21 protein-coding genes and 7 tRNA genes are annotated in these 23,885 nt (G+C 55.3%); 26 read left to right on the top strand and 2 right to left on the bottom strand.

Translation table 11 applies throughout. From position 1 onward, the window contains the following. Nucleotides 1–30: 30 nt before the first annotated feature. From nagA to ACWKXN_RS00605, 11 genes are all read left to right on the top strand, one after another. Complete coding sequence (gene nagA / locus ACWKXN_RS00655; RefSeq protein ID WP_219940693.1) at nt 31–1,179, top strand: N-acetylglucosamine-6-phosphate deacetylase; 1,149 nt, start codon at nt 31–33, stop codon at nt 1,177–1,179. Between the two features lie 8 nt (nt 1,180–1,187). Beyond that, a complete protein-coding gene (gene nagC, locus ACWKXN_RS00650; RefSeq protein ID WP_021242995.1) occupies nt 1,188–2,408 on the top strand; it encodes a DNA-binding transcriptional regulator NagC in 1,221 nt (406 codons plus the stop codon). 45 nt (nt 2,409–2,453) lie between these two features. After that, nucleotides 2,454–3,206, top strand: coding sequence for a ribonucleotide monophosphatase NagD (gene nagD, locus ACWKXN_RS00645; protein ID WP_023310763.1), 753 nt, complete (start codon nt 2,454–2,456; stop codon nt 3,204–3,206). 249 nt (nt 3,207–3,455) lie between these two features. Continuing rightward, nucleotides 3,456–5,120: an asparagine synthase B gene (gene asnB / locus ACWKXN_RS00640; protein ID WP_023310762.1), complete on the top strand. Its 1,665-nt coding sequence runs from the start codon at nt 3,456–3,458 to the stop codon at nt 5,118–5,120. Nucleotides 5,121–5,346: 226 nt separating this feature from the next. After that, nucleotides 5,347–5,423 (top strand) — tRNA-Met (locus ACWKXN_RS00635). A gap of 10 nt (nt 5,424–5,433) precedes the next feature. Further along, nucleotides 5,434–5,518: transfer RNA gene (locus ACWKXN_RS00630), tRNA-Leu, on the top strand. A 23-nt stretch (nt 5,519–5,541) separates the two neighbouring features. Then, a tRNA-Gln gene (locus ACWKXN_RS00625) sits at nt 5,542–5,616 on the top strand. Between the two features lie 32 nt (nt 5,617–5,648). Next, nucleotides 5,649–5,723: transfer RNA gene (locus ACWKXN_RS00620), tRNA-Gln, on the top strand. Nucleotides 5,724–5,740: 17 nt separating this feature from the next. After that, nucleotides 5,741–5,817: transfer RNA gene (locus tag ACWKXN_RS00615), tRNA-Met, on the top strand. Between the two features lie 40 nt (nt 5,818–5,857). Next, a tRNA-Gln gene (locus ACWKXN_RS00610) sits at nt 5,858–5,932 on the top strand. Between the two features lie 36 nt (nt 5,933–5,968). Further along, a tRNA-Gln gene (locus ACWKXN_RS00605) sits at nt 5,969–6,043 on the top strand. Between the two features lie 109 nt (nt 6,044–6,152). Here the strand turns inward: ACWKXN_RS00605 and ubiF are convergent. Then, on the bottom strand, nt 6,153–7,328 hold the full coding sequence (gene ubiF, locus ACWKXN_RS00600) for a 3-demethoxyubiquinol 3-hydroxylase (RefSeq protein WP_236902503.1): 1,176 nt from the start codon (nt 7,326–7,328) through the stop codon (nt 6,153–6,155). Between the two features lie 135 nt (nt 7,329–7,463). Here ubiF and miaB point away from each other — a divergent pair, with 135 nt between their 5' ends. The 10 genes from miaB to rihA all read left to right on the top strand — a co-directional run bounded on the left by miaB (nt 7,464) and on the right by rihA (nt 17,689). Next, nucleotides 7,464–8,888 carry a tRNA (N6-isopentenyl adenosine(37)-C2)-methylthiotransferase MiaB gene (gene miaB, locus ACWKXN_RS00595; protein ID WP_033144935.1) on the top strand — a complete coding sequence of 475 codons (1,425 nt, stop codon included), beginning with the start codon at nt 7,464–7,466 and terminating at the stop codon, nt 8,886–8,888. A gap of 163 nt (nt 8,889–9,051) precedes the next feature. Next, nucleotides 9,052–10,098 (top strand): PhoH family protein, encoded by a 1,047-nt coding sequence (locus ACWKXN_RS00590; RefSeq protein WP_454543180.1) that lies wholly within the window; start codon nt 9,052–9,054, stop codon nt 10,096–10,098. Next, entirely contained in the window at nt 10,095–10,562 is a 468-nt protein-coding gene (ybeY, locus tag ACWKXN_RS00585) for an rRNA maturation RNase YbeY (RefSeq protein ID WP_008501052.1), read from the top strand. The genes ACWKXN_RS00590 and ybeY overlap by 4 nt, the downstream gene beginning before the upstream one ends. 89 nt (nt 10,563–10,651) lie before the next feature. Further along, the gene (gene corC, locus ACWKXN_RS00580; protein WP_021242574.1) at nt 10,652–11,530 is read left to right on the top strand and encodes a CNNM family magnesium/cobalt transport protein CorC; all 879 of its coding nucleotides are present in this window, start codon (nt 10,652–10,654) and stop codon (nt 11,528–11,530) included. A 5-nt stretch (nt 11,531–11,535) separates the two neighbouring features. Then, the gene (gene lnt / locus ACWKXN_RS00575; RefSeq protein WP_039261266.1) at nt 11,536–13,074 is read left to right on the top strand and encodes an apolipoprotein N-acyltransferase; all 1,539 of its coding nucleotides are present in this window, start codon (nt 11,536–11,538) and stop codon (nt 13,072–13,074) included. Nucleotides 13,075–13,426: 352 nt separating this feature from the next. Further along, nucleotides 13,427–14,332: an amino acid ABC transporter substrate-binding protein gene (locus ACWKXN_RS00570; protein WP_008501049.1), complete on the top strand. Its 906-nt coding sequence runs from the start codon at nt 13,427–13,429 to the stop codon at nt 14,330–14,332. Nucleotides 14,333–14,487: 155 nt separating this feature from the next. Next, nucleotides 14,488–15,228 carry an amino acid ABC transporter permease gene (locus ACWKXN_RS00565; protein WP_023310756.1) on the top strand — a complete coding sequence of 247 codons (741 nt, stop codon included), beginning with the start codon at nt 14,488–14,490 and terminating at the stop codon, nt 15,226–15,228. Further along, the gene (gene gltK / locus ACWKXN_RS00560) at nt 15,228–15,902 is read left to right on the top strand and encodes a glutamate/aspartate ABC transporter permease GltK (RefSeq protein ID WP_014883002.1); all 675 of its coding nucleotides are present in this window, start codon (nt 15,228–15,230) and stop codon (nt 15,900–15,902) included. Before ACWKXN_RS00565 ends, gltK begins: the two co-directional genes overlap by 1 nt. Further along, the gene (locus tag ACWKXN_RS00555) at nt 15,902–16,627 is read left to right on the top strand and encodes an amino acid ABC transporter ATP-binding protein (RefSeq protein WP_014883001.1); all 726 of its coding nucleotides are present in this window, start codon (nt 15,902–15,904) and stop codon (nt 16,625–16,627) included. Before gltK ends, ACWKXN_RS00555 begins: the two co-directional genes overlap by 1 nt. Before the next feature lie 120 nt (nt 16,628–16,747). Continuing rightward, nucleotides 16,748–17,689, top strand: a complete 942-nt coding sequence (gene rihA, locus ACWKXN_RS00550; RefSeq protein WP_454543179.1) for a pyrimidine-specific ribonucleoside hydrolase RihA — start codon at nt 16,748–16,750, stop codon at nt 17,687–17,689. Between the two features lie 56 nt (nt 17,690–17,745). Here rihA and ACWKXN_RS00545 read toward each other — a convergent pair whose 3' ends face one another. Next, nucleotides 17,746–18,228: a zinc ribbon-containing protein gene (locus tag ACWKXN_RS00545; RefSeq protein WP_032661386.1), complete on the bottom strand. Its 483-nt coding sequence runs from the start codon at nt 18,226–18,228 to the stop codon at nt 17,746–17,748. Between the two features lie 214 nt (nt 18,229–18,442). Here ACWKXN_RS00545 and leuS point away from each other — a divergent pair, with 214 nt between their 5' ends. From leuS to rsfS, 5 genes are all read left to right on the top strand, one after another. Next, on the top strand, nt 18,443–21,025 hold the full coding sequence (gene leuS, locus ACWKXN_RS00540; protein WP_454543178.1) for a leucine--tRNA ligase: 2,583 nt from the start codon (nt 18,443–18,445) through the stop codon (nt 21,023–21,025). Nucleotides 21,026–21,039: 14 nt separating this feature from the next. Next, nucleotides 21,040–21,609, top strand: coding sequence for an LPS assembly lipoprotein LptE (gene lptE / locus ACWKXN_RS00535; protein WP_039261260.1), 570 nt, complete (start codon nt 21,040–21,042; stop codon nt 21,607–21,609). Beyond that, on the top strand, nt 21,609–22,640 hold the full coding sequence (gene holA / locus ACWKXN_RS00530) for a DNA polymerase III subunit delta (protein ID WP_064673642.1): 1,032 nt from the start codon (nt 21,609–21,611) through the stop codon (nt 22,638–22,640). The genes lptE and holA overlap by 1 nt, the downstream gene beginning before the upstream one ends. Beyond that, nucleotides 22,633–23,298 (top strand): nicotinate-nucleotide adenylyltransferase, encoded by a 666-nt coding sequence (gene nadD / locus ACWKXN_RS00525; protein ID WP_454543177.1) that lies wholly within the window; start codon nt 22,633–22,635, stop codon nt 23,296–23,298. Before holA ends, nadD begins: the two co-directional genes overlap by 8 nt. Before the next feature lie 269 nt (nt 23,299–23,567). Further along, a complete protein-coding gene (gene rsfS / locus ACWKXN_RS00520) occupies nt 23,568–23,885 on the top strand; it encodes a ribosome silencing factor (RefSeq protein WP_023334893.1) in 318 nt (105 codons plus the stop codon).

Below are 23,885 nucleotides of genomic sequence, written 5' to 3'. Positions count from 1 at the left end.
GGCGGCCGCTTTTTTTAACCGGGGGTCGTTATGTACGCTTTAACCCACGGTCGGATTTATACCGGCCATGAAATTCTGGATGACCATGCGATTGTTATCGCTGATGGCCTGATTGAACGTGTTTGCCCGCTGGCAGAACTGCCGCTGGAGATTGAACAGCGCTCACTCAATGGAGCAGTAATCTCCCCCGGTTTCATCGACGTACAGCTCAACGGCTGCGGCGGTGTGCAATTCAATGACACCGCGGATGCGGTGACGGTCGAAACGCTGGAGATCATGCAGAAAGCCAACGAGAAATCGGGCTGCACCAGCTATTTGCCAACGCTCATCACCAGCAGTGATGACCTCATGAAGCAGGGTATCCGCGTGATGCGCGAATACCTGGCCAAACACCCTAACCAGGCGCTGGGTCTGCACCTTGAAGGGCCATGGCTGAATATGGTCAAGAAAGGAACGCATAACCCGAATTACGTGCGTAAACCTGATGCGGAGCTGGTTGACTACATGTGTGCGAACGCCGATGTGATCACCAAAGTGACGCTGGCGCCTGAAATGACGGGTACGGATGTCATCAGCAAACTGGCTGGTGCCGGGATTATCGTTTCAGCAGGTCACTCAAACGCGACGCTGAAAGAAGCGAAAGCCGGTTTCCGCGCGGGCATTACTTTCGCAACGCACCTTTACAACGCTATGCCGTATATCACAGGCCGTGAACCGGGTCTGGTCGGGGCGATTCTGGATGAGCCAGACGTTTACTGCGGCATTATTGCCGACGGCTTACACGTCGATTACACCAACATTCGCAACGCTAAGCGGCTGAAAGGTGACAAGCTTTGTCTGGTGACGGATGCAACCGCACCGGCAGGTGCAAATATTGAGCAGTTCATTTTTGCCGGTAAAACAATATACTACCGCAATGGACTGTGTGTGGATGAAAACGGTACGCTGAGCGGTTCCTCTTTAACCATGATTGAAGGGGTTCGTAACCTGGTTGAACATTGCGGGATTGCGCTTGATGAAGTCCTGCGTATGGCCACCCTTTATCCGGCGCGCGCAATGGGCGTGGATAAACAGCTCGGCGAAATTGCACCAGGTATGGTTGCAAACCTGACGGCATTCACACACGATTATAAAATTATTAAGACCATCGTTAATGGTAACGAGGTCGTCACTGAGTAAGTAAAAGTATGACACCTGGCGGACAAGCTCAAATCGGTAATGTCGATCTCGTTAAACAACTTAACAGTGCGGCGGTATACCGCCTGATTGACCAGCACGGACCAATCTCGCGAATTCAGATAGCCGAACAAAGCCAGCTTGCTCCCGCCAGCGTGACAAAAATTACCCGCCAGCTCATTGAGCGCGGTCTGATCAAAGAAGTCGATCAGCAGGCCTCCACCGGGGGCCGCCGCGCCATCTCCATTATTACCGAAACCCGCAATTTTCAGGCCATTGGCGTCCGTCTGGGCCGACATGACACCACGCTAACGCTGTACGATCTGAGCAGTAAAGCCATTGCGGAAGAGCACTACCCTCTTCCGGAGCGCACCCAGGAGACGCTTGAGCATGCGCTGCTGAATACCATCGCGCAGTTTATTGAAAGCTGTCAGCGCAAGATCCGTGAACTCATTGCCATCTCCGTGATTCTGCCCGGCTTGGTCGACCCGGAAAGCGGCGTGATCCGCTATATGCCGCACATTCAGGTTGAAAACTGGGGGCTGGTCGACGCGCTGGAAAAGCGTTTTAAGGTGACCTGCTTTGTGGGCCACGACATTCGCTCTCTGGCGCTGGCAGAGCACTACTTTGGTGCGAGCCAGGACTGTGAAGACTCTATTCTGGTGCGCGTTCACCGCGGAACGGGCGCCGGTATTATCTCTAACGGCCGTATTTTTATTGGTCGCAACGGTAACGTTGGCGAGATCGGCCACATTCAGGTTGAACCCCTCGGGGAGCGCTGCCACTGCGGCAACTTCGGCTGCCTTGAAACGATTGCCGCCAACACGGCCATCGAGCAGCGCGTTCGCCATCTCCTTGAACAGGGTTATCAAAGCCGCGTCACGCTGGACGATTGCAAGATAGGCACCATCTGCAAAGCCGCCAATAAAGGCGACGCGCTGGCCTGTGAAGTGATTGAGCAGGTAGGCCGCCATCTGGGGAAAACCATCGCCATCGCCATTAACCTGTTTAACCCCCAGAAAGTGGTGATCGCCGGTGAAATTGTGGAGGCGGAAAAGGTGCTGCTCCCCGCCATTGAAGGCTGTATTAACACCCAGGCGCTGAAAGCATTCCGCCAGAACCTCCCAGTGGTTCGTTCAAAGCTTGATCATCGCTCGGCGATTGGCGCGTTCGCGCTGGTCAAACGCGCCATGCTCAACGGAATTCTGCTGCAGCATTTGCTGGAAAGTTGATCGGACCTTATAGTAACGCCTTCTTTTTTTGATGTCGGACTGTCCATGACCATTAAGAATGTAATTTGTGATATCGACGGCGTGCTGATGCACGACAACGTTGCCGTGCCGGGTGCTGCGGAGTTTCTTCACCGCATCATCGACAAAGGAATGCCTCTGGTTCTGCTCACGAACTACCCTTCCCAAACCGGTCAGGACCTGGCTAACCGCTTTGCCACGGCGGGCGTCGACGTTCCGGACAGCGTGTTTTATACCTCGGCAATGGCCACGGCAGATTTTCTGAAGCGTCAGGAAGGTAAAAAAGCCTACGTAGTGGGTGAAGGTGCGCTGATACACGAGCTGTACAAAGCTGGCTTTACCATCACTGACGTGAACCCGGACTTTGTGATTGTCGGCGAAACGCGCTCCTTTAACTGGGAGATGATGCATAAGGCAGCATACTTTGTCGCCAGCGGCGCGCGCTTTATCGCGACCAACCCGGATACGCACGGCCGTGGTTTTTATCCGGCCTGCGGCGCGCTGTGCGCCGGTATCGAAAAAATCTCAGGTCGTCAGCCGTTTGTGGTCGGTAAACCGAGCCCGTGGATCATTCGTGCCGCGCTCAACAAGATGCAGGCCCACTCTGAAGAAACCGTTATTGTCGGCGACAACCTGCGCACCGATATTCTGGCCGGATTCCAGGCGGGTCTGGAGACGATTCTGGTCCTCTCCGGCGTCTCTCAACTTGATGACATTGATTCGATGCCGTTCCGGCCAAGCTGGATTTACCCCTCCGTCGATGAAATCGACATCATCTGATAACGAACCACGCCTCAGGGCGTGGTTTTTCATTTATGGCCTGCACAAATAAAACCCCATCTAACAAAAAGCACTTTTTATTGCATAATCATCAATAAAAGAATTCATGGCGTACTCTTTTTTCACTATTCCGCAATCACCATTGCACTATTTCCGTTTTCACCCGTAAAACGCTTGCACGCCCTGCCCCTTTGCGGCATTTTCATAAGCAAGCAACATTACAAAGCAACAGGGTTAACGGAGAAGGTTATGTGTTCAATTTTTGGCGTACTGGATATTAAAACTGACGCGGGCGAACTGCGTAAAAAGGCACTCGAACTGTCCCGCCTGATGCGCCACCGCGGTCCGGACTGGTCAGGCGTTTACGCCAGTGATAAAGCGATTCTGGCTCACGAACGTCTGTCCATTGTTGACGTCAACGCCGGTGCACAGCCGCTGTATAACGAGAAAAAAACGCACGCGCTGGCTGTCAACGGTGAAATCTACAACCACCAGGCACTGCGCGCCGAATACGGCGACCGCTACGCTTTCCAGACCGGTTCTGACTGTGAAGTGATCCTGGCGCTGTATCAGGAGAAAGGGCCCGAGTTCCTGGACGACCTGCAGGGCATGTTCGCCTTCGCCCTGTACGACAGCGAAAAAGACGCTTACCTGATTGGCCGTGACCATATCGGCATTATCCCGCTGTATATGGGCCACGATGAGCACGGCAACTTCTACGTGGCCTCTGAAATGAAAGCCCTGGTGCCGGTATGCCGCACCATTAAAGAGTTCCCGGCGGGTAGCTATCTGTGGAGCAAAGACGGCGAGATCCGCTCCTATTACCAGCGTGACTGGTTCGACTATGATGCGGTAAAAGACAACGTCACGGACAAAGCCGAGCTGCGTCAGGCCCTGGAAGACTCCGTGAAAAGCCACCTGATGTCCGACGTGCCGTACGGCGTGCTGCTCTCCGGCGGTCTGGACTCCTCCGTGATCTCCGCGATCACCAAGAAATTCGCGGCCCGTCGCGTGGAAGATCAGGAGCGCTCAGAAGCCTGGTGGCCACAGCTGCACTCTTTTGCCGTTGGCCTGGAAGGCGCACCTGACCTGAAAGCCGCGCAGGAAGTGGCGAACCACCTCGGCACCGTGCACCATGAGATTCACTTCACCGTGCAGGAAGGTCTGGATGCGATCCGCGATGTGATCTATCACATTGAAACCTATGACGTGACCACCATCCGCGCCTCAACGCCGATGTACCTGATGTCGCGCAAGATCAAAGCGATGGGCATCAAGATGGTGCTCTCCGGTGAAGGTTCTGACGAAGTGTTTGGCGGCTACCTGTACTTCCACAAAGCGCCGAACGCCAAAGAGCTGCACGAAGAGACCGTGCGTAAGCTGCAGGCGCTGCACATGTTCGACTGTGCGCGTGCCAACAAAGCGATGTCGGCCTGGGGCGTGGAAGCGCGCGTGCCGTTCCTGGATAAGAAATTCCTCGACGTGGCGATGCGCATCAACCCGCAGGACAAGATGTGCGGCAACGGCAAAATGGAAAAACATATCCTGCGTGAGTGTTTTGAATCCTACCTGCCGGCGAGCGTGGCATGGCGTCAGAAAGAGCAGTTCTCTGATGGCGTTGGTTATAGCTGGATCGACACCCTGAAAGAGGTCGCGGCGAAACAGGTTTCCGACCAACAGCTGGAAACCGCGAGCTTCCGCTTCCCGTACAACACGCCGGGCTCGAAAGAAGCCTATCTGTATCGTGAAATTTTTGAAGAGCTGTTCCCGGTACCGAGTGCCGCGGAGTGCGTACCGGGTGGCCCGTCCGTCGCCTGCTCTTCTGCCAAAGCGATTGAATGGGATGAATCTTTCAAATCCATGAACGATCCGTCAGGACGCGCGGTAGGCGTTCACCAGTCAGCCTACAAATAACCACTCCGATCGCAATCAGGCCCCTCAGGGGCCTGATTTTTTTGCCTCACATTTCACCGTCTAAATCTGATTAATAACCAATAATTGCCGAATATTCGGCCACGCTGTTCGCAACCTAACCAAACAGTCACATTCCGGCTATTTTCGTTGAAAAAGGTGTTGACGCTGCAAGGGTCTATACGCATAATGCGCCCCGCAACGCCGATAAGGTAACGCGAAAAAAGATGGCTACGTAGCTCAGTTGGTTAGAGCACATCACTCATAATGATGGGGTCACAGGTTCGAATCCCGTCGTAGCCACCATTTTTTTTTTGCGGGAGTGGCGAAATTGGTAGACGCACCAGATTTAGGTTCTGGCGCCGCAAGGTGTGCGAGTTCAAGTCTCGCCTCCCGCACCATTCCCGGGTAAGCGTTGCACGGATGGGGTATCGCCAAGCGGTAAGGCACCGGTTTTTGATACCGGCATTCCCTGGTTCGAATCCAGGTACCCCAGCCATATTTCTTCGATTTTGCGGTTCTCCGCGGTATTGGGGTATCGCCAAGCGGTAAGGCACCGGTTTTTGATACCGGCATTCCCTGGTTCGAATCCAGGTACCCCAGCCATCGAAGATTGCAGTACTGGCTACGTAGCTCAGTTGGTTAGAGCACATCACTCATAATGATGGGGTCACAGGTTCGAATCCCGTCGTAGCCACCAAATTAAGATTGTCGATTTTTCGGTAATCAAGACAAATTGTTGGGGTATCGCCAAGCGGTAAGGCACCGGATTCTGATTCCGGCATTCCGAGGTTCGAATCCTCGTACCCCAGCCAATTTAAAAAGTCGTTAAGCAGTTTGTTTAACGCAATTGGGGTGTCGCCAAGCGGTAAGGCTCTGGTTTCTGATACCAGCATTCCGGGGTTCGAATCCCTGCACCCCAGCCACTTAAGTAACAAAAAAGCCCGCTCTGCGGGCTTTTTTGTTTTTGTTGTTCAGGATGGTGCGGCCTGATGCCCTCACCCTGCCCCTCTCCCACTGGGAGAGGGGAAAAGATTAGAGTCCCAGCGCGTATTTCAGCGCCTGACGCTTCAGACCACCGGCACGTTCCGCTGCCATCAATCCAATATTACGCAGAATGCGCACCGGGGCTAAGTCATTGCTGAACCCGGCATAAAACAGATCCATCCCCGACTGCATAATAAAGTTATCCGCCATGCGTCGCGTCTGGTAACGCTTCAGGATCTGATGGCTGGCCCAGTTTTCCGCGTGCCCGCGGGCGCTGCTCAGCACATCCAGTAACGCATCGACATCACGGTACCCCAGGTTCACGCCCTGCCCGGCCAGCGGATGAATGGTGTGTGCCGCATCGCCCACCAGCGCCAGCCCTTCACGGGCATACTGCAAAGCATGGCGGCGCGTGAGCGGAAATGCACCTGCAGCCACCGGCGTAACGTTGCCCAGACGGCCCGGGAAATGCAGGCGGATTTCCCGCTGCAATTGTTCCATTGAAAGCCCCTGCAGCTGACGAATGCGTGCTGGTTTGTCGTACCAGACCAGCGATGCCCAGTTATCAAACAGCGGTAAAAACGCATGCGGGCCATTCGGCGTAAAGTGCTGCCACGTGCTTTCTCCCGGCGCATGCTCGCACTCGACGGTAATCAGCATGCAGGACTGCTCATACTGCCAGGCATGAACGCCAATTCCCGCCATCTGTCTGACCTGCGAGTTAGCGCCGTCCGCTCCGACGACGAGCTTCACGGCCAGTTCATCGCCGCTGTCGAGCGTCAGCAAATACCCGCTCTCGTGAGGATGCAGTGCCTTAATCGACGCCGGAACGCGCAGCGTCACCTTCGGATGCGCCTCCAGCGACAGCCAGAGCGCCTGCTGGAGCACATTGTTTTCCACCATATAACCCAGGCGCGGCAGCTTCAGCTCAGCGGCATCAAACGCGACGTGGGCATTTTCCCACTCCCAGGTTTCAAGACGGCTGTAAGGATGGGCGCGCATCGCCAGCACCGCCTCCCAGACGCCCAGCCCGCGCAGCAGATCGACGGACGCCGCGCTGATCGCGGATATGCGCACATCCGGTTTGCTCGCGGGATCGAAGGCCGGCGGAGCAGCCTGTTCAATTACCGTTACCTCAAATCCCTGCTGCGCCAGCCCCAGCGCCAGCGCGCCGCCGACCATACCGCCGCCGACAACGGCAACTTCGGTGTGTAGGAGTGTCATGGTCAATTTTCCTTATTGGAGAATCCCTTAAGTTTACCGGATTTTTGCGGTCCTGAGACACATAACCTTCATACTGGTCACAACCCCACCAAAGCATTACAATACGCGGCTTGCAATCCTGAGCTGAGCAAGTCGATGACTAAAAAACTCCATATAAAAACCTGGGGCTGTCAGATGAACGAATACGATTCATCCAAGATGGCCGATCTGCTGGATTCAACCCACGGATACCAGCTGACTGAAAATGCGAAAGAAGCGGACGTGCTGCTGCTGAACACCTGTTCGATTCGTGAAAAAGCGCAGGAAAAAGTCTTTCACGTGTTAGGCCGCTGGAAGCTTCTCAAACGAAAAAATCCGGACCTGATCATCGGGGTGGGTGGCTGCGTCGCGTCGCAGGAAGGTAAGCTGATCCGCCAGAGAGCCCCGTATGTGGATATCGTCTTTGGCCCTCAGACCCTGCACCGCCTGCCGGAGATGATCAATCAGGTTCGCGGCAACCGTAGCCCGGTCGTTGACGTCAGCTTCCCGGAAATCGAAAAGTTTGACCGTCTGCCGGAGCCGCGCGCCGATGGCCCGACCGCCTTCGTCTCCATCATGGAAGGCTGCAACAAATATTGCACTTACTGCGTGGTGCCTTACACCCGTGGTGAAGAAGTCAGCCGTCCGGCAGACGATATTCTGTTTGAAATCGCGCAGCTTGCCGCGCAGGGCGTTCGCGAAGTGAACCTGCTGGGCCAGAACGTGAACGCCTGGCGCGGGGAAAACTACGACGGCACCACCGGCAGCTTTGCCGAACTGCTGCGTCTGGTGGCCGCGATTGACGGTATCGACCGCATTCGCTTTACCACCAGCCACCCGATGGAGTTTACCGACGACATCATTGACGTGTATCGCGATACGCCAGAGCTGGTGAGCTTCCTGCACCTGCCGATTCAGTGTGGCTCTGACCGCGTGCTGAACCTGATGGGCCGCCCGCATACGGTGCTGGAGTATAAGTCCACCATTCGCAAGCTGCGCGAAGCCCGTCCGGATATCCAGATCAGCTCCGACTTTATCGTCGGCTTCCCTGGCGAAACTGCTGATGACTTCGAGCGCACCATGAAGCTCATCGGTGAAGTGAATTTTGACGTCAGCTACAGCTTCATCTTCTCTGCGCGTCCAGGAACACCAGCGGCCGATATGGTTGACGATGTGCCGGAAGAAGAGAAAAAGCAGCGTCTGTATATTCTGCAGGAGCGTATTAACCAGCAGGCCAACGCGTGGAGCCGCCGTATGCTCGGCACCGTTCAGCGCATTCTGGTGGAAGGCACCTCCCGCAAGAGCATTATGGAACTCTCTGGTCGTACCGAAAACAACCGCGTGGTGAACTTTGAAGGCACACCGGATATGATCGGTAAATTCGTGGACGTCGAGATTGTCGAAGTGCTGACCAACTCGCTGCGCGCGAAGCTGGTACGCACCGAGGACGAAATGGGCCTGCGTATTGCCGAGTCACCGGAATCCGTGATCTCTCGTACCCGTAAAGAAAACGATTCTGGCGTGGGGATTTACCAGCCTTAATCCTCCTGGCCTGCCTTTCCGGCAGGCCTTGTATTTCCTCTCATCGTCCCCAATATCTTCCGCAACGCTTGCGCCTTTATTCTGTGGCGTGAATAATTTCGGTAATGACCGTTTTATTACGTCCTATCGCAATGGGTCAGTTAACCAATTAAAGAGGAACAGTTTGAATATAGATACGCGTGAAATTAGCCTTGAGCCAGCAGACAACGCTCGCCTGCTGAGCCTGTGCGGGCCGTTTGATGACAACATCAAACAACTGGAGCGACGTCTGGGTATCGAAATCAATCGTCGCGATAATCATTTCAAACTTACCGGACGCCCTATCTGCGTCAACGCCGCTGCGGACATTCTGCGTAGCCTGTATGTGGATACATCACCCATGCGCGGCGAAATTCAGGATATCGAACCGGAACAAATTCACCTCGCCATTAAAGAGGCGCGCGTGCTTGAGCAGAGCGCGGAAAGCGTGCCGGACTACGGCAAGGCCATTAACATCAAGACCAAACGTGGCGTTATTAAGCCGCGTACGCCAAACCAGGCGCAGTACATCGTCAATATCCTCGACCACGACATCACCTTCGGGGTGGGGCCGGCGGGGACGGGTAAAACCTATCTGGCCGTTGCCGCTGCGGTAGATGCGCTGGAACGCCAGGAGATCCGTCGAATTCTGCTGACCCGTCCGGCCGTTGAGGCGGGCGAAAAGCTGGGCTTCCTGCCAGGCGATCTGAGCCAGAAGGTCGACCCGTATCTGCGTCCTTTATACGATGCGCTGTTCGAAATGCTCGGCTTTGAGAAGGTTGAGAAGCTCATTGAGCGTAACGTTATCGAAGTTGCCCCGCTCGCCTACATGCGCGGTCGTACGCTGAACGATGCGTTCATCATTCTCGATGAGAGCCAGAACACCACCATCGAACAGATGAAGATGTTCCTGACGCGTATCGGCTTTAACTCGAAAGCGGTCATTACCGGTGACGTCACCCAGATCGACCTGCCGCGCAGCACCAAATCCGGCCTGCGCCACGCCATTGAGGTGCTGGCCGAGGTCGACGAAATCAGCTTTAACTTCTTCCACAGTGAAGACGTGGTACGCCACCCGGTGGTCGCGCGTATCGTTAACGCCTATGAAGCCTGGGAAGAGGCGGATCAGAAGCGTAAGGCCGAACTGGCCGCAGAACGTAAGCGCGAAGCGCAGGAGCAAGAACAGAAATGAGTCAGGTGATCCTCGATTTACAGCTGGCCTGTGAAGACAATTCCGGCATGCCAGATGAGGCACAGTTTCAGAAATGGCTGGATGCCGTTATTCCTCAGTTTCAGGAAGAATCAGAAGTGACGATTCGCCTGGTGGATGAAGCGGAAAGCCATGAGCTTAACCTGACCTATCGCGGGAAAGATAAGCCGACCAACGTGCTCTCATTCCCGTTCGAAGCGCCGCCGGGCATTGAGATGCCGCTGCTGGGCGATCTGATCATCTGCCGTCAGGTGGTTGAGCAGGAAGCCAAAGAGCAGCAAAAGCCGCTTGAGGCCCACTGGGCGCATATGGTGGTACACGGCAGCCTGCACCTGCTCGGCTACGATCACATTGAAGATGACGAAGCGGAAGAGATGGAGTCCCTCGAGACAGAGATAATGCTTGCTCTGGGCTATGAGGATCCGTACATTGCCGAGAAAGAATAGTCCGTCACCTGACGGACTCACATGCCGCCACGAAAGGACATCGCGTGGCGGTAAACGTTGAACTAACAAGAGAACCCTTAACAAACGCCATGAGCGACGACAATTCACACAGTAGCGACACGACAACCAGTAAAAAGGGATTTTTCTCCCTCATTCTGAACCAGCTTTTCCACGGCGAACCCAAAAACCGTGATGAACTGCTGGAGCTGATTCGTGATTCCGGGCAGAACGACCTTATCGACGAAGATACGCGCGAAATGCTCGAAGGGGTTATGGACATCGCCGACCAGCGCGTTCGCGATATCATGATCCCCCGCTCGCAGATGATCACCCTGAAACGTAACCAGACCCTGGACGAGTGCCTCGATGTGATCATCGAATCCGCTCACTCGCGTTTCCCGGTCATCAGCGAAGACAAAGATCACATCGAAGGGATTTTGATGGCCAAAGATCTGCTGCCGTTTATGCGCAGCGATGCCGAAGCCTTCAGCATGGAAAAAGTGTTACGCCAGGCCGTGGTTGTGCCGGAAAGTAAACGTGTGGATCGGATGCTGAAAGAGTTTCGCTCTCAGCGTTACCACATGGCGATTGTTATTGATGAGTTTGGTGGCGTTTCCGGTCTGGTCACGATCGAGGATATTCTTGAGCTGATCGTGGGCGAAATTGAAGACGAGTATGACGAAGAAGAAGATATCGACTTCCGTCAGCTTAGCCGCCACACCTGGACCGTGCGCGCGCTGGCCTCCATCGAGGACTTCAACGACGCCTTCGGTACCCACTTCAGCGATGAAGAGGTCGATACCATTGGCGGGCTGGTGATGCAGGCCTTTGGCCACCTCCCGGCGCGCGGTGAGACCGTTGACATTGACGGTTACCAGTTCAAAGTGGCAATGGCCGACAGCCGACGTATTATACAGGTTCACGTCAGAACGCCGGACGACTCACCGGTGCCAAAACTGGAAGATTAATGTAAATGGCATTTGCCCCACTGCTTGAACGCCAGCGCATCCGTTTGCTGCTGGCGCTGTTACTCGGAGCCAGCGGTACGCTGGCTTTTTCTCCTTACGATATCTGGCCCGCCGCCATTCTCTCCCTGATGGGGCTTCAGGGCCTGACCCTGAATCGTCGTCCGGTACAGGCTGCGGCTATCGGTTACTTCTGGGGACTGGGGCTGTTTGGCTCAGGCATCAACTGGGTCTATGTCAGCATCGCCCAATTTGGCGGTATGCCTGGCCCGGTTAACGTCTTCCTGGTGGTATTGCTCGCCGCGTATCTCTCGCTCTATACCGGTCTGTTCGCCGGTATCCTTTCTCGCCTGTGGCCAAAAACCACCTGGCTGCGCGTCGCCATTGCCGCGCCGGTGGTCTGGCAGATAACCGAGTTCCTGCGCGGCTGGGTGCTGACGGGCTTCCCGTGGCTGCAGTTCGGCTACAGCCAGATTGACGGCCCCCTGAAGGGTCTGGCGCCGGTAATGGGCGTTGAGGCCATCAACTTCCTGCTGATGGTGGTCAGCGGCCTGCTGGTCCTGGCGCTGGTCCAGCGCTGCTGGAAACCGCTGGCTGTGGCGCTGGTGCTGTTTGCCCTGCCCTTCCCGCTGCGTTATATCCAGTGGTTCACGCCCGAGCCAGAGCGCGCCATGCAGGTTTCCATGGTGCAGGGGAATATTCCGCAGTCTATGAAGTGGGATGAGAAAGAGCTGCTGAATACGCTGAAGATCTACGCCAACGCCACCGAAGAGGTGATGGGTAAATCCCAGCTGATTATCTGGCCGGAATCTGCGATCCCCGATCTGGAAATTAACCAGCAGCCGTTCCTCAACATGATGAACGACCTGCTGCTGGCGCGCGGCAGCACGCTGATCACCGGGATTGTCGATGCGCGTCTGAATCAGCAGAACCGCTACGACACCTACAACAGCATCATTACGCTCGGGAAAGATAGCGAGTACAGCTACCACTCCACTGACCGGTACAACAAGAACCACCTGGTGCCGTTTGGTGAATTTGTCCCGCTGGAGTCGATTCTGCGCCCGCTGGCCCCGTTCTTTGACCTGCCGATGTCCTCTTTCAGCCGCGGCCCGTACGTACAGCCTCAGCTGCACGCGCACGGCCTGGCCCTGACGGCGGCCATCTGCTACGAAATCATTCTCGGCGAGCAGGTACGCGATAACTTCCGCCCGGATACTGACTATCTGCTGACCATCTCCAACGACGCCTGGTTTGGTAAGTCAATCGGCCCGTGGCAGCACTTCCAGATGGCACGTATGCGCTCTCTGGAGCTGGCGCGTCCGCTGCTGCGCAGCACCAACAACGGCATCACCGCCGTGATTGGTCCGCAGGGCGAGATTCAGGCGATGATCCCGCAGTTTACCCGTGAGGTACTGACCACTAAAGTCACGCCAACCACCGGGCTGACGCCATACGCGCGCACCGGCAACTGGCCGCTGTGGATACTGACCGTGCTGTTCGGCTTTGGCGCGGTGCTGATGAGCCTGCGTCAGCGTCGGAAATAACCTTCCCTTCTGTTGCCGGGTGGCGTAGCCGCCACCCGACAATTTTCTCCAGAGTCCCATCCTGGCACGCCTATTGCTTTGTTTATTCAGGTAAACGCAGTTTGGCTTAACGTGCAACTTTGTCGCACCAGCGTAGATCATCGGCAGCACCGAAACGGTGCAACGGGAGATATTTGCCTCTGAATGGTGCGGCGCGCTTCGCAAAAATAAACAATAACGCAGCAAAATCTTTACATTAAGCCAGACTAAATGTTAACAAGCTTGCATAACACTGCACTCGCACTGCGCGAGATATAACAACATCACAATGGGTATCAATGCGTCGCTGGCGCTGATAAAAAAGGAGTTGGGTATGCAATTACGTAAACTGGCCACAGCAATGCTGGTTATGGGAATGTCTGCAGGCGTGGTTCACGCTGAAGATGCTCCGGCAGCAGGCAGCACTCTCGACAAGATTGCCAAAAACGGCGTCATCGTGGTCGGCCACCGTGAATCTTCAGTCCCGTTCTCTTACTACGACAACACGCAAAAAGTCGTGGGCTATTCACAGGATTACTCCAACGCCATCGTTGAAGCTGTGAAGAAAAAGCTGAACAAACCTGACCTGCAGGTGAAGCTGATCCCAATCACTTCACAGAACCGTATTCCACTGCTGCAAAACGGCACCTTTGACTTCGAGTGTGGCTCCACCACCAACAACCTCGAGCGTCAGAAACAGGCTGCCTTCTCTGACACCATCTTTGTCGTGGGCACTCGTCTGCTGACGAAGAAAGGCGGCGAGATCAAAGACTTCGCTGACCTGAAAGGCAAAGCGGTTGTTGTGACCTCCGGTACCACGTCAGAAGTGCTGCTGCATAAGCTGAACGACGAGAAGAAAATGGATATGCGCATCATCAGCGCGAAAGACCATGGCGACTCCTTCCGTACCCTGGAAAGCGGTCGTGCCGTCGCGTTTATGATGGATGACGCCCTGCTGGCGGGCGAACGTGCGAAAGCGAAGAAACCAGACAACTGGGATATCGTCGGTACCGCGCAGTCCAAAGAAGCCTACGGCTGTATGCTGCGTAAAGACGATCCGCAGTTCAAAAAGCTGATCGATGACACCATCGCTCAGGTGCAGACCTCCGGCGAAGCGGAAAAATGGTTCGACAAATGGTTCAAGAACCCGATTCCACCAAAAAACCTGAACATGAATTTTGAACTGTCTGACGACATGAAAGCGCTGTTCAAATCTCCAAATGACAAGGCTCTTAACTAATTAGAACAACAGGGGCGGGATCTCCTGCCCTCTCGATTGTCGGGAAGCATGGACAGACTATACGTTGAGTGGTCGTTCCCCACTCAGCGCGAAAAATGAGCTTCTCACCAATCTTCGAGGGTAGCGCTGCTACCCTTTTTTTTCTGGAGTTTATTATGTCAATAGACTGGAACTGGGGCATATTCCTGCAACAAGCCCCGTTCGGCAACACCACCTATCTTGGCTGGCTGTGGAGCGGCTTTCAGGTCACCGTGGCACTATCGATAACGGCGTGGATTATCGCGTTTCTTGTCGGTTCTCTGTTCGGTATTCTGCGCACCGTCCCTAACCGTTTTCTTTCAACGCTTGGCACCCTGTATGTGGAACTGTTCCGTAACGTTCCGCTGATCGTGCAATTCTTTACCTGGTATCTGGTCATCCCGGAACTGCTGCCGGAAAATATTGGCATGTGGTTCAAGTCGGAACTGGATCCGAACGTGCAGTTCTTTGTCTCCTCCATGATGTGTCTGGGGCTGTTTACCGCTGCGCGCGTTTGCGAGCAGGTGCGTGCCGCCATTCAGTCATTGCCGCGCGGACAAAAAAACGCGGGCCTGGCAATGGGCCTGACGCTGCCCCAAACCTACCGCTACGTGCTGCTGCCTAACGCCTACCGCGTTATCGTTCCACCGATGACCTCCGAGATGATGAACCTGGTGAAAAACTCGGCCATCGCCTCGACTATCGGCCTGGTCGACATGGCCGCGCAGGCGGGCAAGCTGCTGGATTATTCCGCTCACGCGTGGGAATCCTTCACCGCGATCACGCTCGCGTATGTTCTGATTAACGCTTTCATCATGCTGGTGATGAACCTGGTTGAACGCAAAATCCGCCTGCCGGGTAATCTGGGGGGCAAATAATGTACGAATTTGACTGGAGTTCTATCGTTCCATCCATGCCTTACCTGCTTGATGGCCTGGTGATTACCTTAAAAATCACCGTTATTGCCATCATCATTGGTATCGTCTGGGGCACCCTACTGGCCGTTATGCGCCTGTCGAGCTTTAAGCCGCTCGCCTGGTTTGCGACCGCCTACGTTAACGTGTTCCGCTCCATCCCGCTGGTGATGGTGCTGCTGTGGTTTTACCTGATTGTGCCCGGCTTCCTGCAGAACGTGCTGGGGCTGTCGCCGAAAACCGATATCCGTCTGATCTCCGCCATGGTGGCGTTCTCAATGTTCGAGGCCGCTTACTACTCGGAGATTATCCGAGCGGGCATTCAGAGTATCTCCCGCGGGCAATCCAGCGCCGCGCTGGCGCTGGGGATGACGCACTGGCAGTCCATGCAGCTCATTATTCTGCCGCAGGCGTTTCGCGCCATGGTTCCGCTCCTGCTGACCCAGGGCATCGTGCTGTTCCAGGATACCTCGCTGGTCTACGTTCTGAGTCTGGCAGACTTCTTCCGTACCGCGTCAACCATCGGTGAACGTGATGGTACGCAGGTCGAGATGGTGCTCTTTGCGGGTGCGGTCTATTTTGTGATTAGTTTAAGCGCGTCGCTGTTGGTCAGCTGGCTGAAGAAAAGGACGGTATAATGATTTCCCTGAAAAATGTTTCTAAATGGTATGGGCACTTTCAGGTGCTGACCGACTGCTCCACCGAAGTCAAAAAAGGCGACGTGGTGGTGGTATGCGGGCCGTCCGGCTCCGGTAAATCGACGCTGATTAAAACCGTCAACGGACTGGAGCCGGTGCAGCAGGGTGAGATCGTTGTCAACGGCACCAAAGTCAACGATAAGAAAACCAACCTCGCCCAGCTTCGCTCTCACGTTGGCATGGTGTTCCAGCACTTTGAGCTGTTCCCTCACCTCTCCATTATTGAGAACCTGACGCTGGCGCAGGTAAAAGTGCTGAAGCGTGATAAAAAAGCGTCGCGCGAGAAAGGTCTGAAGCTCCTGGAACGCGTTGGGCTTTCGGCGCATGCCGATAAGTTCCCGGCACAGCTTTCTGGCGGCCAACAGCAGCGTGTGGCGATCGCCCGCGCGCTGTGTATGGATCCGGTGGCAATGCTGTTTGATGAGCCAACGTCGGCGCTCGATCCAGAGATGATCAACGAAGTGCTGGACGTAATGGTCGAACTGGCGCACGAAGGGATGACCATGATGGTGGTGACCCACGAAATGGGCTTTGCCCGTAAAGTGGCCAACCGCGTAATCTTTATGGACGAAGGGAAAATTGTCGAAGACTCACCGAAAGAAGAGTTCTTCGCTAACCCGAAATCAGAGCGTGCGAAAGATTTCCTCGCGAAAATCCTGCACTAATCTTCCCGGTGCGCAATCTGCGGATTGCGCACTGCTTCACGCTTTCACTCAGTTCCTCTCGTCGGCGTCACATTGCAGCGTTAACCTTGTCACAAAATAACGCTACGTATGGAGAACGCTATGGCACAGCCTATTATTCTCGATTGCGATCCGGGTCATGACGACGCGATCGCGCTCGTCCTCGCTCTTGCCTCCCCTGAACTCGAGGTAAAAGCCGTCACCTCGTCCGCCGGAAACCAGACGCCGGACAAAACCCTGCGCAACGTGCTGCGCATGCTCACGCTGCTCAAACGCATCGACATTCCTGTCGCCGGCGGGGCCGTGAAGCCGCTGATGCGCGAGCTGATTATTGCCGACAACGTTCATGGTGAAAGCGGGCTGGACGGTCCGGCACTGCCGGAGCCGGGTTTCACGCCGCAAAACTGTACCGCCGTGGAGCTGATGGCGAAGGTTCTACGTGAGAGTGCAGAACCGGTAACGCTGGTGGCAACCGGACCGCAAACCAACGTTGCGCTGCTGCTGAACAGCCATCCTGAGCTGCATAATAAAATTGCCCGAATTGTGATTATGGGCGGGGCCATGGGGCTGGGGAACTGGACGCCTGCGGCGGAGTTCAACATCTTTGTCGACCCGGAAGCCGCAGAAATTGTCTTCCAGTCCGGCTTACCGATTGTAATGGCGGGACTGGACGTTACCCACCGCGCGCAGATTATGGCGGACGATATTGAGCGATTCCGCTCCGTGGGAAATACGGTTGCGACAACCGTGGCCGAGCTGCTCGACTTCTTTATGGAGTATCACAAAGCCGAGAAGTGGGGCTTCCACGGCGCGCCGCTGCATGACCCGTGCACCATTGCCTGGCTACTGAAGCCGGAGATGTTCACTACGGTGGACAGATGGGTTGGTGTTGAGACGCAGGGAAAATACACCCAGGGAATGACGGTGGTGGATTACTACTCGCTGACGGGGAATAAACCGAATACCACGGTGATGGTGGACATCGATCGCGAGGCGTTTGTGGATTTGCTGGCGGAGAGGCTGGCTTACTTTAGTGCGGCCTGATGCCCTCCCCCCACCCCTCTCCCACTGGGAGAGGGAGCAGAGAGTTTTGCTTTTATTTAGGGCTCAAACGGCCGACGCTGGAACTGATCGTGGCCGCATTTCGGACACAGCGGCAGGACATCCGGCGTATATACCGCAATATGATGGTGGCAATTCTCACATACCAGATTTCCCAAGCCGACCACCTCACCACTGTGATACACACCGTGATGGTTCAAATCCTGAAAGACCTCGCGCCACTCCAGCTGCGTTTTATCCGTGATGTCGGCCAGCTCTTGCCACAGGCTCTCTTTAATCACCCGCATAAAAACGCTGTCCGTGACCTCCTCCTGGCTCTCCTGGTAGCTGCGCGCGAACTCTTCCAGATCGCGACGCACGGCGCGCGTCACCTCTTCCACTTCGGTTCGCGTTAACTCACCCGTTTGCGTCACGCGGGCACGCGCCTGCTCCACCAGCGCGTCGATATCTCGCTCGCCGTTACGCAGCCGTTCCGTCAGTGTCGCCACCAGTTCGCGGTAAAATTGAGCAACCTTGTTCATCATTTTGCCTCCCGGGTAAGTAACTATTTCTAATAATAGACCTTATTTCATCGCCGCTTTGTCAGGTGAAGCACAGACCCGGTAAATTCCTGCAAAGCGCATTTGTGCGAAAGGCTGTTTTGACGCGGGCGTTTGGGCTATGCTATGCGGATCTGAATTACCACATCCATTGGCTACATTTGTAGCTGTATTGAAAACAGGACCACTGGCTGCCATGCAAGAGCAATACCGCCCGGAAGAGATAGAATCAAAAGTCCAGCAACACTGGGACGAGAAGCGCACCTTTGAAGTAACCGAAGACGAGAGCAAAGAGAAGTATTACTGCCTGTCGATGCTTCCCTATCCTTCTGGTCGACTACACATGGGCCATGTGCGTAACTACACCATCGGCGATGTGATTGCACGCTACCAGCGCATGCTGGGCAAAAACGTTCTGCAGCCTATCGGCTGGGATGCGTTCGGTCTGCCTGCGGAAGGCGCGGCGGTCAAAAACAACACCGCACCGGCACCGTGGACGTACGACAACATCGCGTACATGAAAAACCAGCTCAAAATGCTGGGCTTTGGCTATGACTGGAGCCGCGAGCTGGCAACCTGTACTCCGGAATACTATCGCTGGGAGCAGAAGTTCTTCACCGAGCTGTACAAAAAAGGCCTGGTATATAAGAAGACCTCTGCCGTTAACTGGTGTCCGAACGACCAGACCGTTCTCGCGAACGAACAGGTTATCGACGGCTGCTGCTGGCGCTGTGACACCAAAGTTGAGCGTAAAGAGATCCCACAGTGGTTTATCAAAATCACCGCTTACGCTGATGAGCTGCTGAACGATCTGGATAACCTCGACCACTGGCCAGATACCGTTAAGACCATGCAGCGCAACTGGATCGGCCGTTCTGAAGGCGTGGAGATTACCTTCAACGTTGAGAACTACGACCAGACCCTGACTGTCTACACCACCCGTCCGGACACCTTCATGGGCGCGACCTACCTGGCCGTGGCCGCAGGTCACCCGCTGGCGCAGAAAGCGGCAGAGAACAACCCGGAGCTGGCCACCTTCATCGACGAGTGCCGCAACACCAAAGTGGCCGAAGCCGACATGGCGACGATGGAGAAAAAAGGCGTCGCGACAGGCTTCTATGCGAAGCATCCGCTGACTGGCGAAGCGATTCCTGTCTGGGCAGCGAACTTCGTGCTGATGGAGTACGGTACAGGCGCGGTAATGGCCGTTCCGGGACACGATCAGCGCGACTACGAGTTTGCCACCAAATACAGCCTGCCGATTAAAGCCGTTATTCTGGCCGCAGATGGTTCTGAACCCGATCTGTCCGAACAAGCGCTGACCGAAAAAGGCACTCTGTTCAACTCTGGTGAATTCAGCGGCCTGAGCTTCGAAGAGGGCTTCAACGCCATCGCCGATAAGCTGGCCTCTCTGGGCGTGGGCGAGCGTAAAGTTAACTTCCGTCTGCGCGACTGGGGCGTGTCCCGTCAGCGTTACTGGGGCGCGCCAATCCCAATGGTAACGCTGGAAGATGGCACCGTGATGCCAACGCCGGAAGATCAGCTCCCGGTGATCCTGCCGGAAGACGTGGTCATGGACGGTATCACCAGCCCGATCAAAGCCGATCCTGAGTGGGCAAAAACCACCGTCAACGGTCAGCCTGCGCTGCGTGAAACCGACACCTTTGACACCTTTATGGAGTCATCCTGGTACTATGCGCGCTACACCTGCCCGCAGTATCAGGACGGTATGCTCGATTCCGATGCGGCAAACTACTGGCTGCCGGTTGATATCTATATCGGCGGCATCGAACACGCCATCATGCACCTGCTCTACTTCCGCTTCTTCCACAAACTGATGCGCGATGCAGGCATGGTGAACTCTGACGAACCAGCAAAACAGCTGCTGTGTCAGGGCATGGTACTGGCAGATGCGTTCTATTACGTCGGTGCTAACGGCGAACGTAACTGGGTTTCTCCGGTTGATGCGATCGTCGAGCGCGACGAGAAGGGCCGTATCGTTAAGGCGAAAGATGCCGAAGGTCATGAACTGGTCTATACCGGCATGAGCAAGATGTCTAAGTCGAAAAACAACGGCATCGATCCGCAGGTAATGGTTGAGCGTTACGGTGCGGACACCGTGCGTCTGTTCATGATGTTTGCCTCTCCGGCCGACATGACCCTGGAATGGCAGGAGTCCGGCGTGGAAGGGGCGAACCGCTTCCTGAAACGCGTCTGGAAACTGGTTTACGAACACACTGCACTGGGCGATGCCCCGGCGCTGAACGCCGCCGCACTGACTGAAGATCAGCAGGCGCTGCGTCGCGATGTTCATAAAACGATTGCGAAAGTGACCGATGATATTGGTCGTCGTCAGACCTTCAATACCGCAATTGCGGCTATTATGGAACTGATGAACAAGCTGGCGAAAGCCCCGCAGGACGGTGAGCAGGATCGTGCCTTAATGCGTGAAGCGCTGCTGGCCGTCGTTCGCATGCTGAACCCGTTCACTCCGCACGTCAGCTTCACCCTGTGGCAGGAGCTGAAAGGCGAAGGCGATATTGACAACGCGCCGTGGCCGCAGGCTGACGAAACCGCGATGGTGGAAAACACGACGCTGGTTGTGGTCCAGGTAAACGGCAAAGTCCGCGGTAAAATTACCGTGGCGGTCGATGCAACCGAAGAACAGGTTCGCGAGCGCGCGGGCCAGGAACCTCTGGTCGCAAAATATCTTGAGGGCGTTACCGTACGTAAAGTGATCTACGTACCGGGTAAACTGCTCAATCTGGTCGTTGGCTAAGCGCGGGAGGAAACGTGCGACAACTGGCAACAATACTCTTATCACTGGCGGTGCTTGTTACCGCTGGCTGTGGCTGGCACCTGCGCAATACCACGGCGGTGCCTGCTGAGATGAAAACGATGATTTTCGACTCATCGGATCCGAATGGTCCACTCAGCCGGGCAGTTCGTAATCAGCTGCGTCTGAACGGCGTTGAGCTTGTTGAGAAACAAACGCTGCGCCAGGATGTACCGTCTCTGCGTATCATCGGAGGAGGTCTGTCGAGAGATACGGCCTCAATCTTCCAGGACGGTCGTACAGCTGAATATCAGATGGTGCTGACGGTCAACGCAGCGGTCCTGATCCCGGGTAAAGACATCTATCCGATCAGCACGAAAGTGTTCCGTTCGTTCTTCGATAACCCGCAGACGGCGTTGGCAAAAGATGCCGAACAACAGATTATCATCAACGAAATGTACGACAAGGCGGCGGAACAGCTGATCCGTAAACTGCCAGGTATTGCAGCGTCTACCCGACAAGGCTCTGACATTGTTGAAAAACCGGTTGCTGGCACGCTTCCTGCTGCTAACTCTCTGGGTAAATGATGATCAGGCTGTATCCTGAACAACTCCGCGCGCAGCTCAAAGAAGGGCTGCGCGCGGCGTATCTGCTTCTTGGAAACGATCCGTTATTGCTTCAGGAAAGCCTGGATGCCGTGCGGCATGAAGCCGCCTCTCAGGGCTTCGATGAACACCACACCGTCCAGCTGGATAACAACACCGACTGGAATGCCCTCTTCTCACTCTGTCAGGCGATGAGCCTTTTTGCGTCGCGCCAGACAATTCAGATCCTGCTGCCGGAGAACGGCCCTAACGCGGCCATCAATGAACAGCTGGCCACGCTGGTCAGCCTGCTTCACAGCGATCTGCTGCTGATTGTGCGCGGCAACAAGCTCACCAAAGCGCAGGAAAATGCGGCGTGGTTCACCCAACTCGCAGCCCACGCGGTGCAGGTCACCTGTCAGACGCCTGAACAGGCGCATCTGCCCAAATGGGTGGCAGCGAGAGCGAAGCAGAACAACCTTCAGCTGGATGATGCGGCGAACCAACTGCTCTGCTACTGCTATGAAGGTAACCTGCTGGCCCTGGCGCAGGCGCTGGACAGACTCTCCCTGCTCTGGCCGGATGGCAAGCTGACCTTGCCGCGCGTCGAGCAGGCCGTTAACGACGCGGCGCACTTCACGCCGTTCCACTGGGTGGACGCGCTGCTGTCGGCGAAAAGCAAACGCGCCCTGCATATTCTGCAACAGCTGCGTCTCGAAGGGAGCGAACCGGTTATTCTGCTGCGTACGCTGCAACGCGAATTGCTGCTGCTGATTACGCTCAAGCGTCAGTCTGCCCATACGCCGCTGCGTTCGCTGTTTGATAAACACCGCGTGTGGCAAAATCGCCGGGCTTTGATCACCGAGGCCGTCAACCGCCTGAGTCATGAACAGCTTCGTCAGGCAGTACAGCTTCTGATGCGCGCTGAGCTCACGTTAAAGCAAGATTATGGCCAGTCGGTCTGGGCGGAGCTGGAAAGTCTTTCTCTCCTGCTCTGCCACAAGGCGCTGGCAGACGTTTTTATTGATGGATAGCATGCATTCTTTACAGGCCTTATATGGCGGCACCTTCGACCCGGTACATTACGGGCACCTGAAGCCGGTTGAAATTCTGGCAAATCTGATCGGCCTTCAGCGCGTCACCATCATGCCCAACAATGTCCCGCCCCATCGTCCACAACCCGAGGCGACCAGCGAGCAGCGAAAAGAGATGCTTGCCCTTGCCATCGCAGATAAACCGCTATTCCGACTTGACGAGCGTGAGCTGCGTCGCGACACGCCCTCCTGGACGTCTCACACGCTTCAGGAGTGGCGCGCCGAACAAGGGCCAGACCAGCCGCTTGCCTTTATCATCGGCCAGGATTCTCTGCTGAATTTCCCTACGTGGCATCAGTATGAAACCATCCTGGAGAACAGCCACCTGCTCGTCTGCCGCCGTCCCGGCTATCCGCTGACCATGCGCGAAGAGCAGTACCAGCAGTGGCTGGAAGACCACCTCACCGATAATGTTGAAGATCTTCACAACCAGCCTGCCGGGAAGATCTATCTGGCGGAAACGCCGTGGTTTGATATCTCTGCAACCCTCATTCGCGAGCGTTTACAGCAGGGTTTAGCGTGTGACGATCTGCTGCCGACCCCGGTGCTGGCCTATATCCATGCGCACGGTTTGTATCAGAAAAGCGCAGATGAATAGCCGGAGAGCATAAAAAGCGGCTTATTGTTTATCCCGCCTTGACAGGGTAAGCCATACTGTTATTCTCCGCTGCCAGACTTTCCCGCCGATCATTGCTTTACAGAAATTGTTTTACAAAAATGGCAATGCAATCTCAGGCGGAGGGTGGGATGATACCCGCCTTCAAAAGCCCGGCCGGAGACATTTGTCCCGACGCAGGCGTGAGTTCAGGTATACTGTCTGGCTACGAATTCAAAGTTTTACAATCTCATTCACCCCAGGGGGAAAACTTGCAGGGTAAAGCACTCCAGGATTTTGTTATTGACAAAATTGATGACCTGAAAGGTCAGGACATCATCGCTATCGACGTTAAGGGTAAATCCAGTATTACCGACTGCATGATCATCTGCACCGGTACATCGACGCGTCATGTTGTTTCAATTGCCGATCACGTGGTTCAGGAATCGCGTGCAGCAGGGCTGTTGCCGCTGGGTGTTGAAGGTGAAGCGACGGCTGACTGGGTGGTAGTCGACCTCGGCGATGTGATTGTCCACGTCATGCAGGACGAGAGCCGTCGCCTGTATGAGCTGGAAAAACTCTGGGGTTAA

The sequence above is a fragment of the Enterobacter sp. UPMP2060 genome (assembly GCF_053709655.1).
Note: the sequence above shows the minus strand (reverse complement) of the source record. Positions and strands in the feature narration are given on the sequence as shown.

Excerpts from the sequence above, each read along its gene's own strand:
- nagA (WP_219940693.1), top strand. The coding sequence starts at position 31 with ATGTACGCTTTAACCCACGGTCGGATTTATACCGGCCATGAAATTCTG.
- nagC (WP_021242995.1), top strand. The coding sequence starts at position 1,188 with ATGACACCTGGCGGACAAGCTCAAATCGGTAATGTCGATCTCGTTAAA.
- nagD (WP_023310763.1), top strand. The coding sequence starts at position 2,454 with ATGACCATTAAGAATGTAATTTGTGATATCGACGGCGTGCTGATGCAC.
- asnB (WP_023310762.1), top strand. The coding sequence starts at position 3,456 with ATGTGTTCAATTTTTGGCGTACTGGATATTAAAACTGACGCGGGCGAA.
- ubiF (WP_236902503.1), bottom strand. The coding sequence starts at position 7,328 with ATGACACTCCTACACACCGAAGTTGCCGTTGTCGGCGGCGGTATGGTC.
- miaB (WP_033144935.1), top strand. The coding sequence starts at position 7,464 with ATGACTAAAAAACTCCATATAAAAACCTGGGGCTGTCAGATGAACGAA.
- ybeY (WP_008501052.1), top strand. The coding sequence starts at position 10,095 with ATGAGTCAGGTGATCCTCGATTTACAGCTGGCCTGTGAAGACAATTCC.
- corC (WP_021242574.1), top strand. The coding sequence starts at position 10,652 with ATGAGCGACGACAATTCACACAGTAGCGACACGACAACCAGTAAAAAG.
- lnt (WP_039261266.1), top strand. The coding sequence starts at position 11,536 with ATGGCATTTGCCCCACTGCTTGAACGCCAGCGCATCCGTTTGCTGCTG.
- ACWKXN_RS00570 (WP_008501049.1), top strand. The coding sequence starts at position 13,427 with ATGCAATTACGTAAACTGGCCACAGCAATGCTGGTTATGGGAATGTCT.
- ACWKXN_RS00565 (WP_023310756.1), top strand. The coding sequence starts at position 14,488 with ATGTCAATAGACTGGAACTGGGGCATATTCCTGCAACAAGCCCCGTTC.
- gltK (WP_014883002.1), top strand. The coding sequence starts at position 15,228 with ATGTACGAATTTGACTGGAGTTCTATCGTTCCATCCATGCCTTACCTG.
- ACWKXN_RS00555 (WP_014883001.1), top strand. The coding sequence starts at position 15,902 with ATGATTTCCCTGAAAAATGTTTCTAAATGGTATGGGCACTTTCAGGTG.
- rihA (WP_454543179.1), top strand. The coding sequence starts at position 16,748 with ATGGCACAGCCTATTATTCTCGATTGCGATCCGGGTCATGACGACGCG.
- ACWKXN_RS00545 (WP_032661386.1), bottom strand. The coding sequence starts at position 18,228 with ATGAACAAGGTTGCTCAATTTTACCGCGAACTGGTGGCGACACTGACG.
- leuS (WP_454543178.1), top strand. The coding sequence starts at position 18,443 with ATGCAAGAGCAATACCGCCCGGAAGAGATAGAATCAAAAGTCCAGCAA.
- holA (WP_064673642.1), top strand. The coding sequence starts at position 21,609 with ATGATCAGGCTGTATCCTGAACAACTCCGCGCGCAGCTCAAAGAAGGG.
- nadD (WP_454543177.1), top strand. The coding sequence starts at position 22,633 with ATGGATAGCATGCATTCTTTACAGGCCTTATATGGCGGCACCTTCGAC.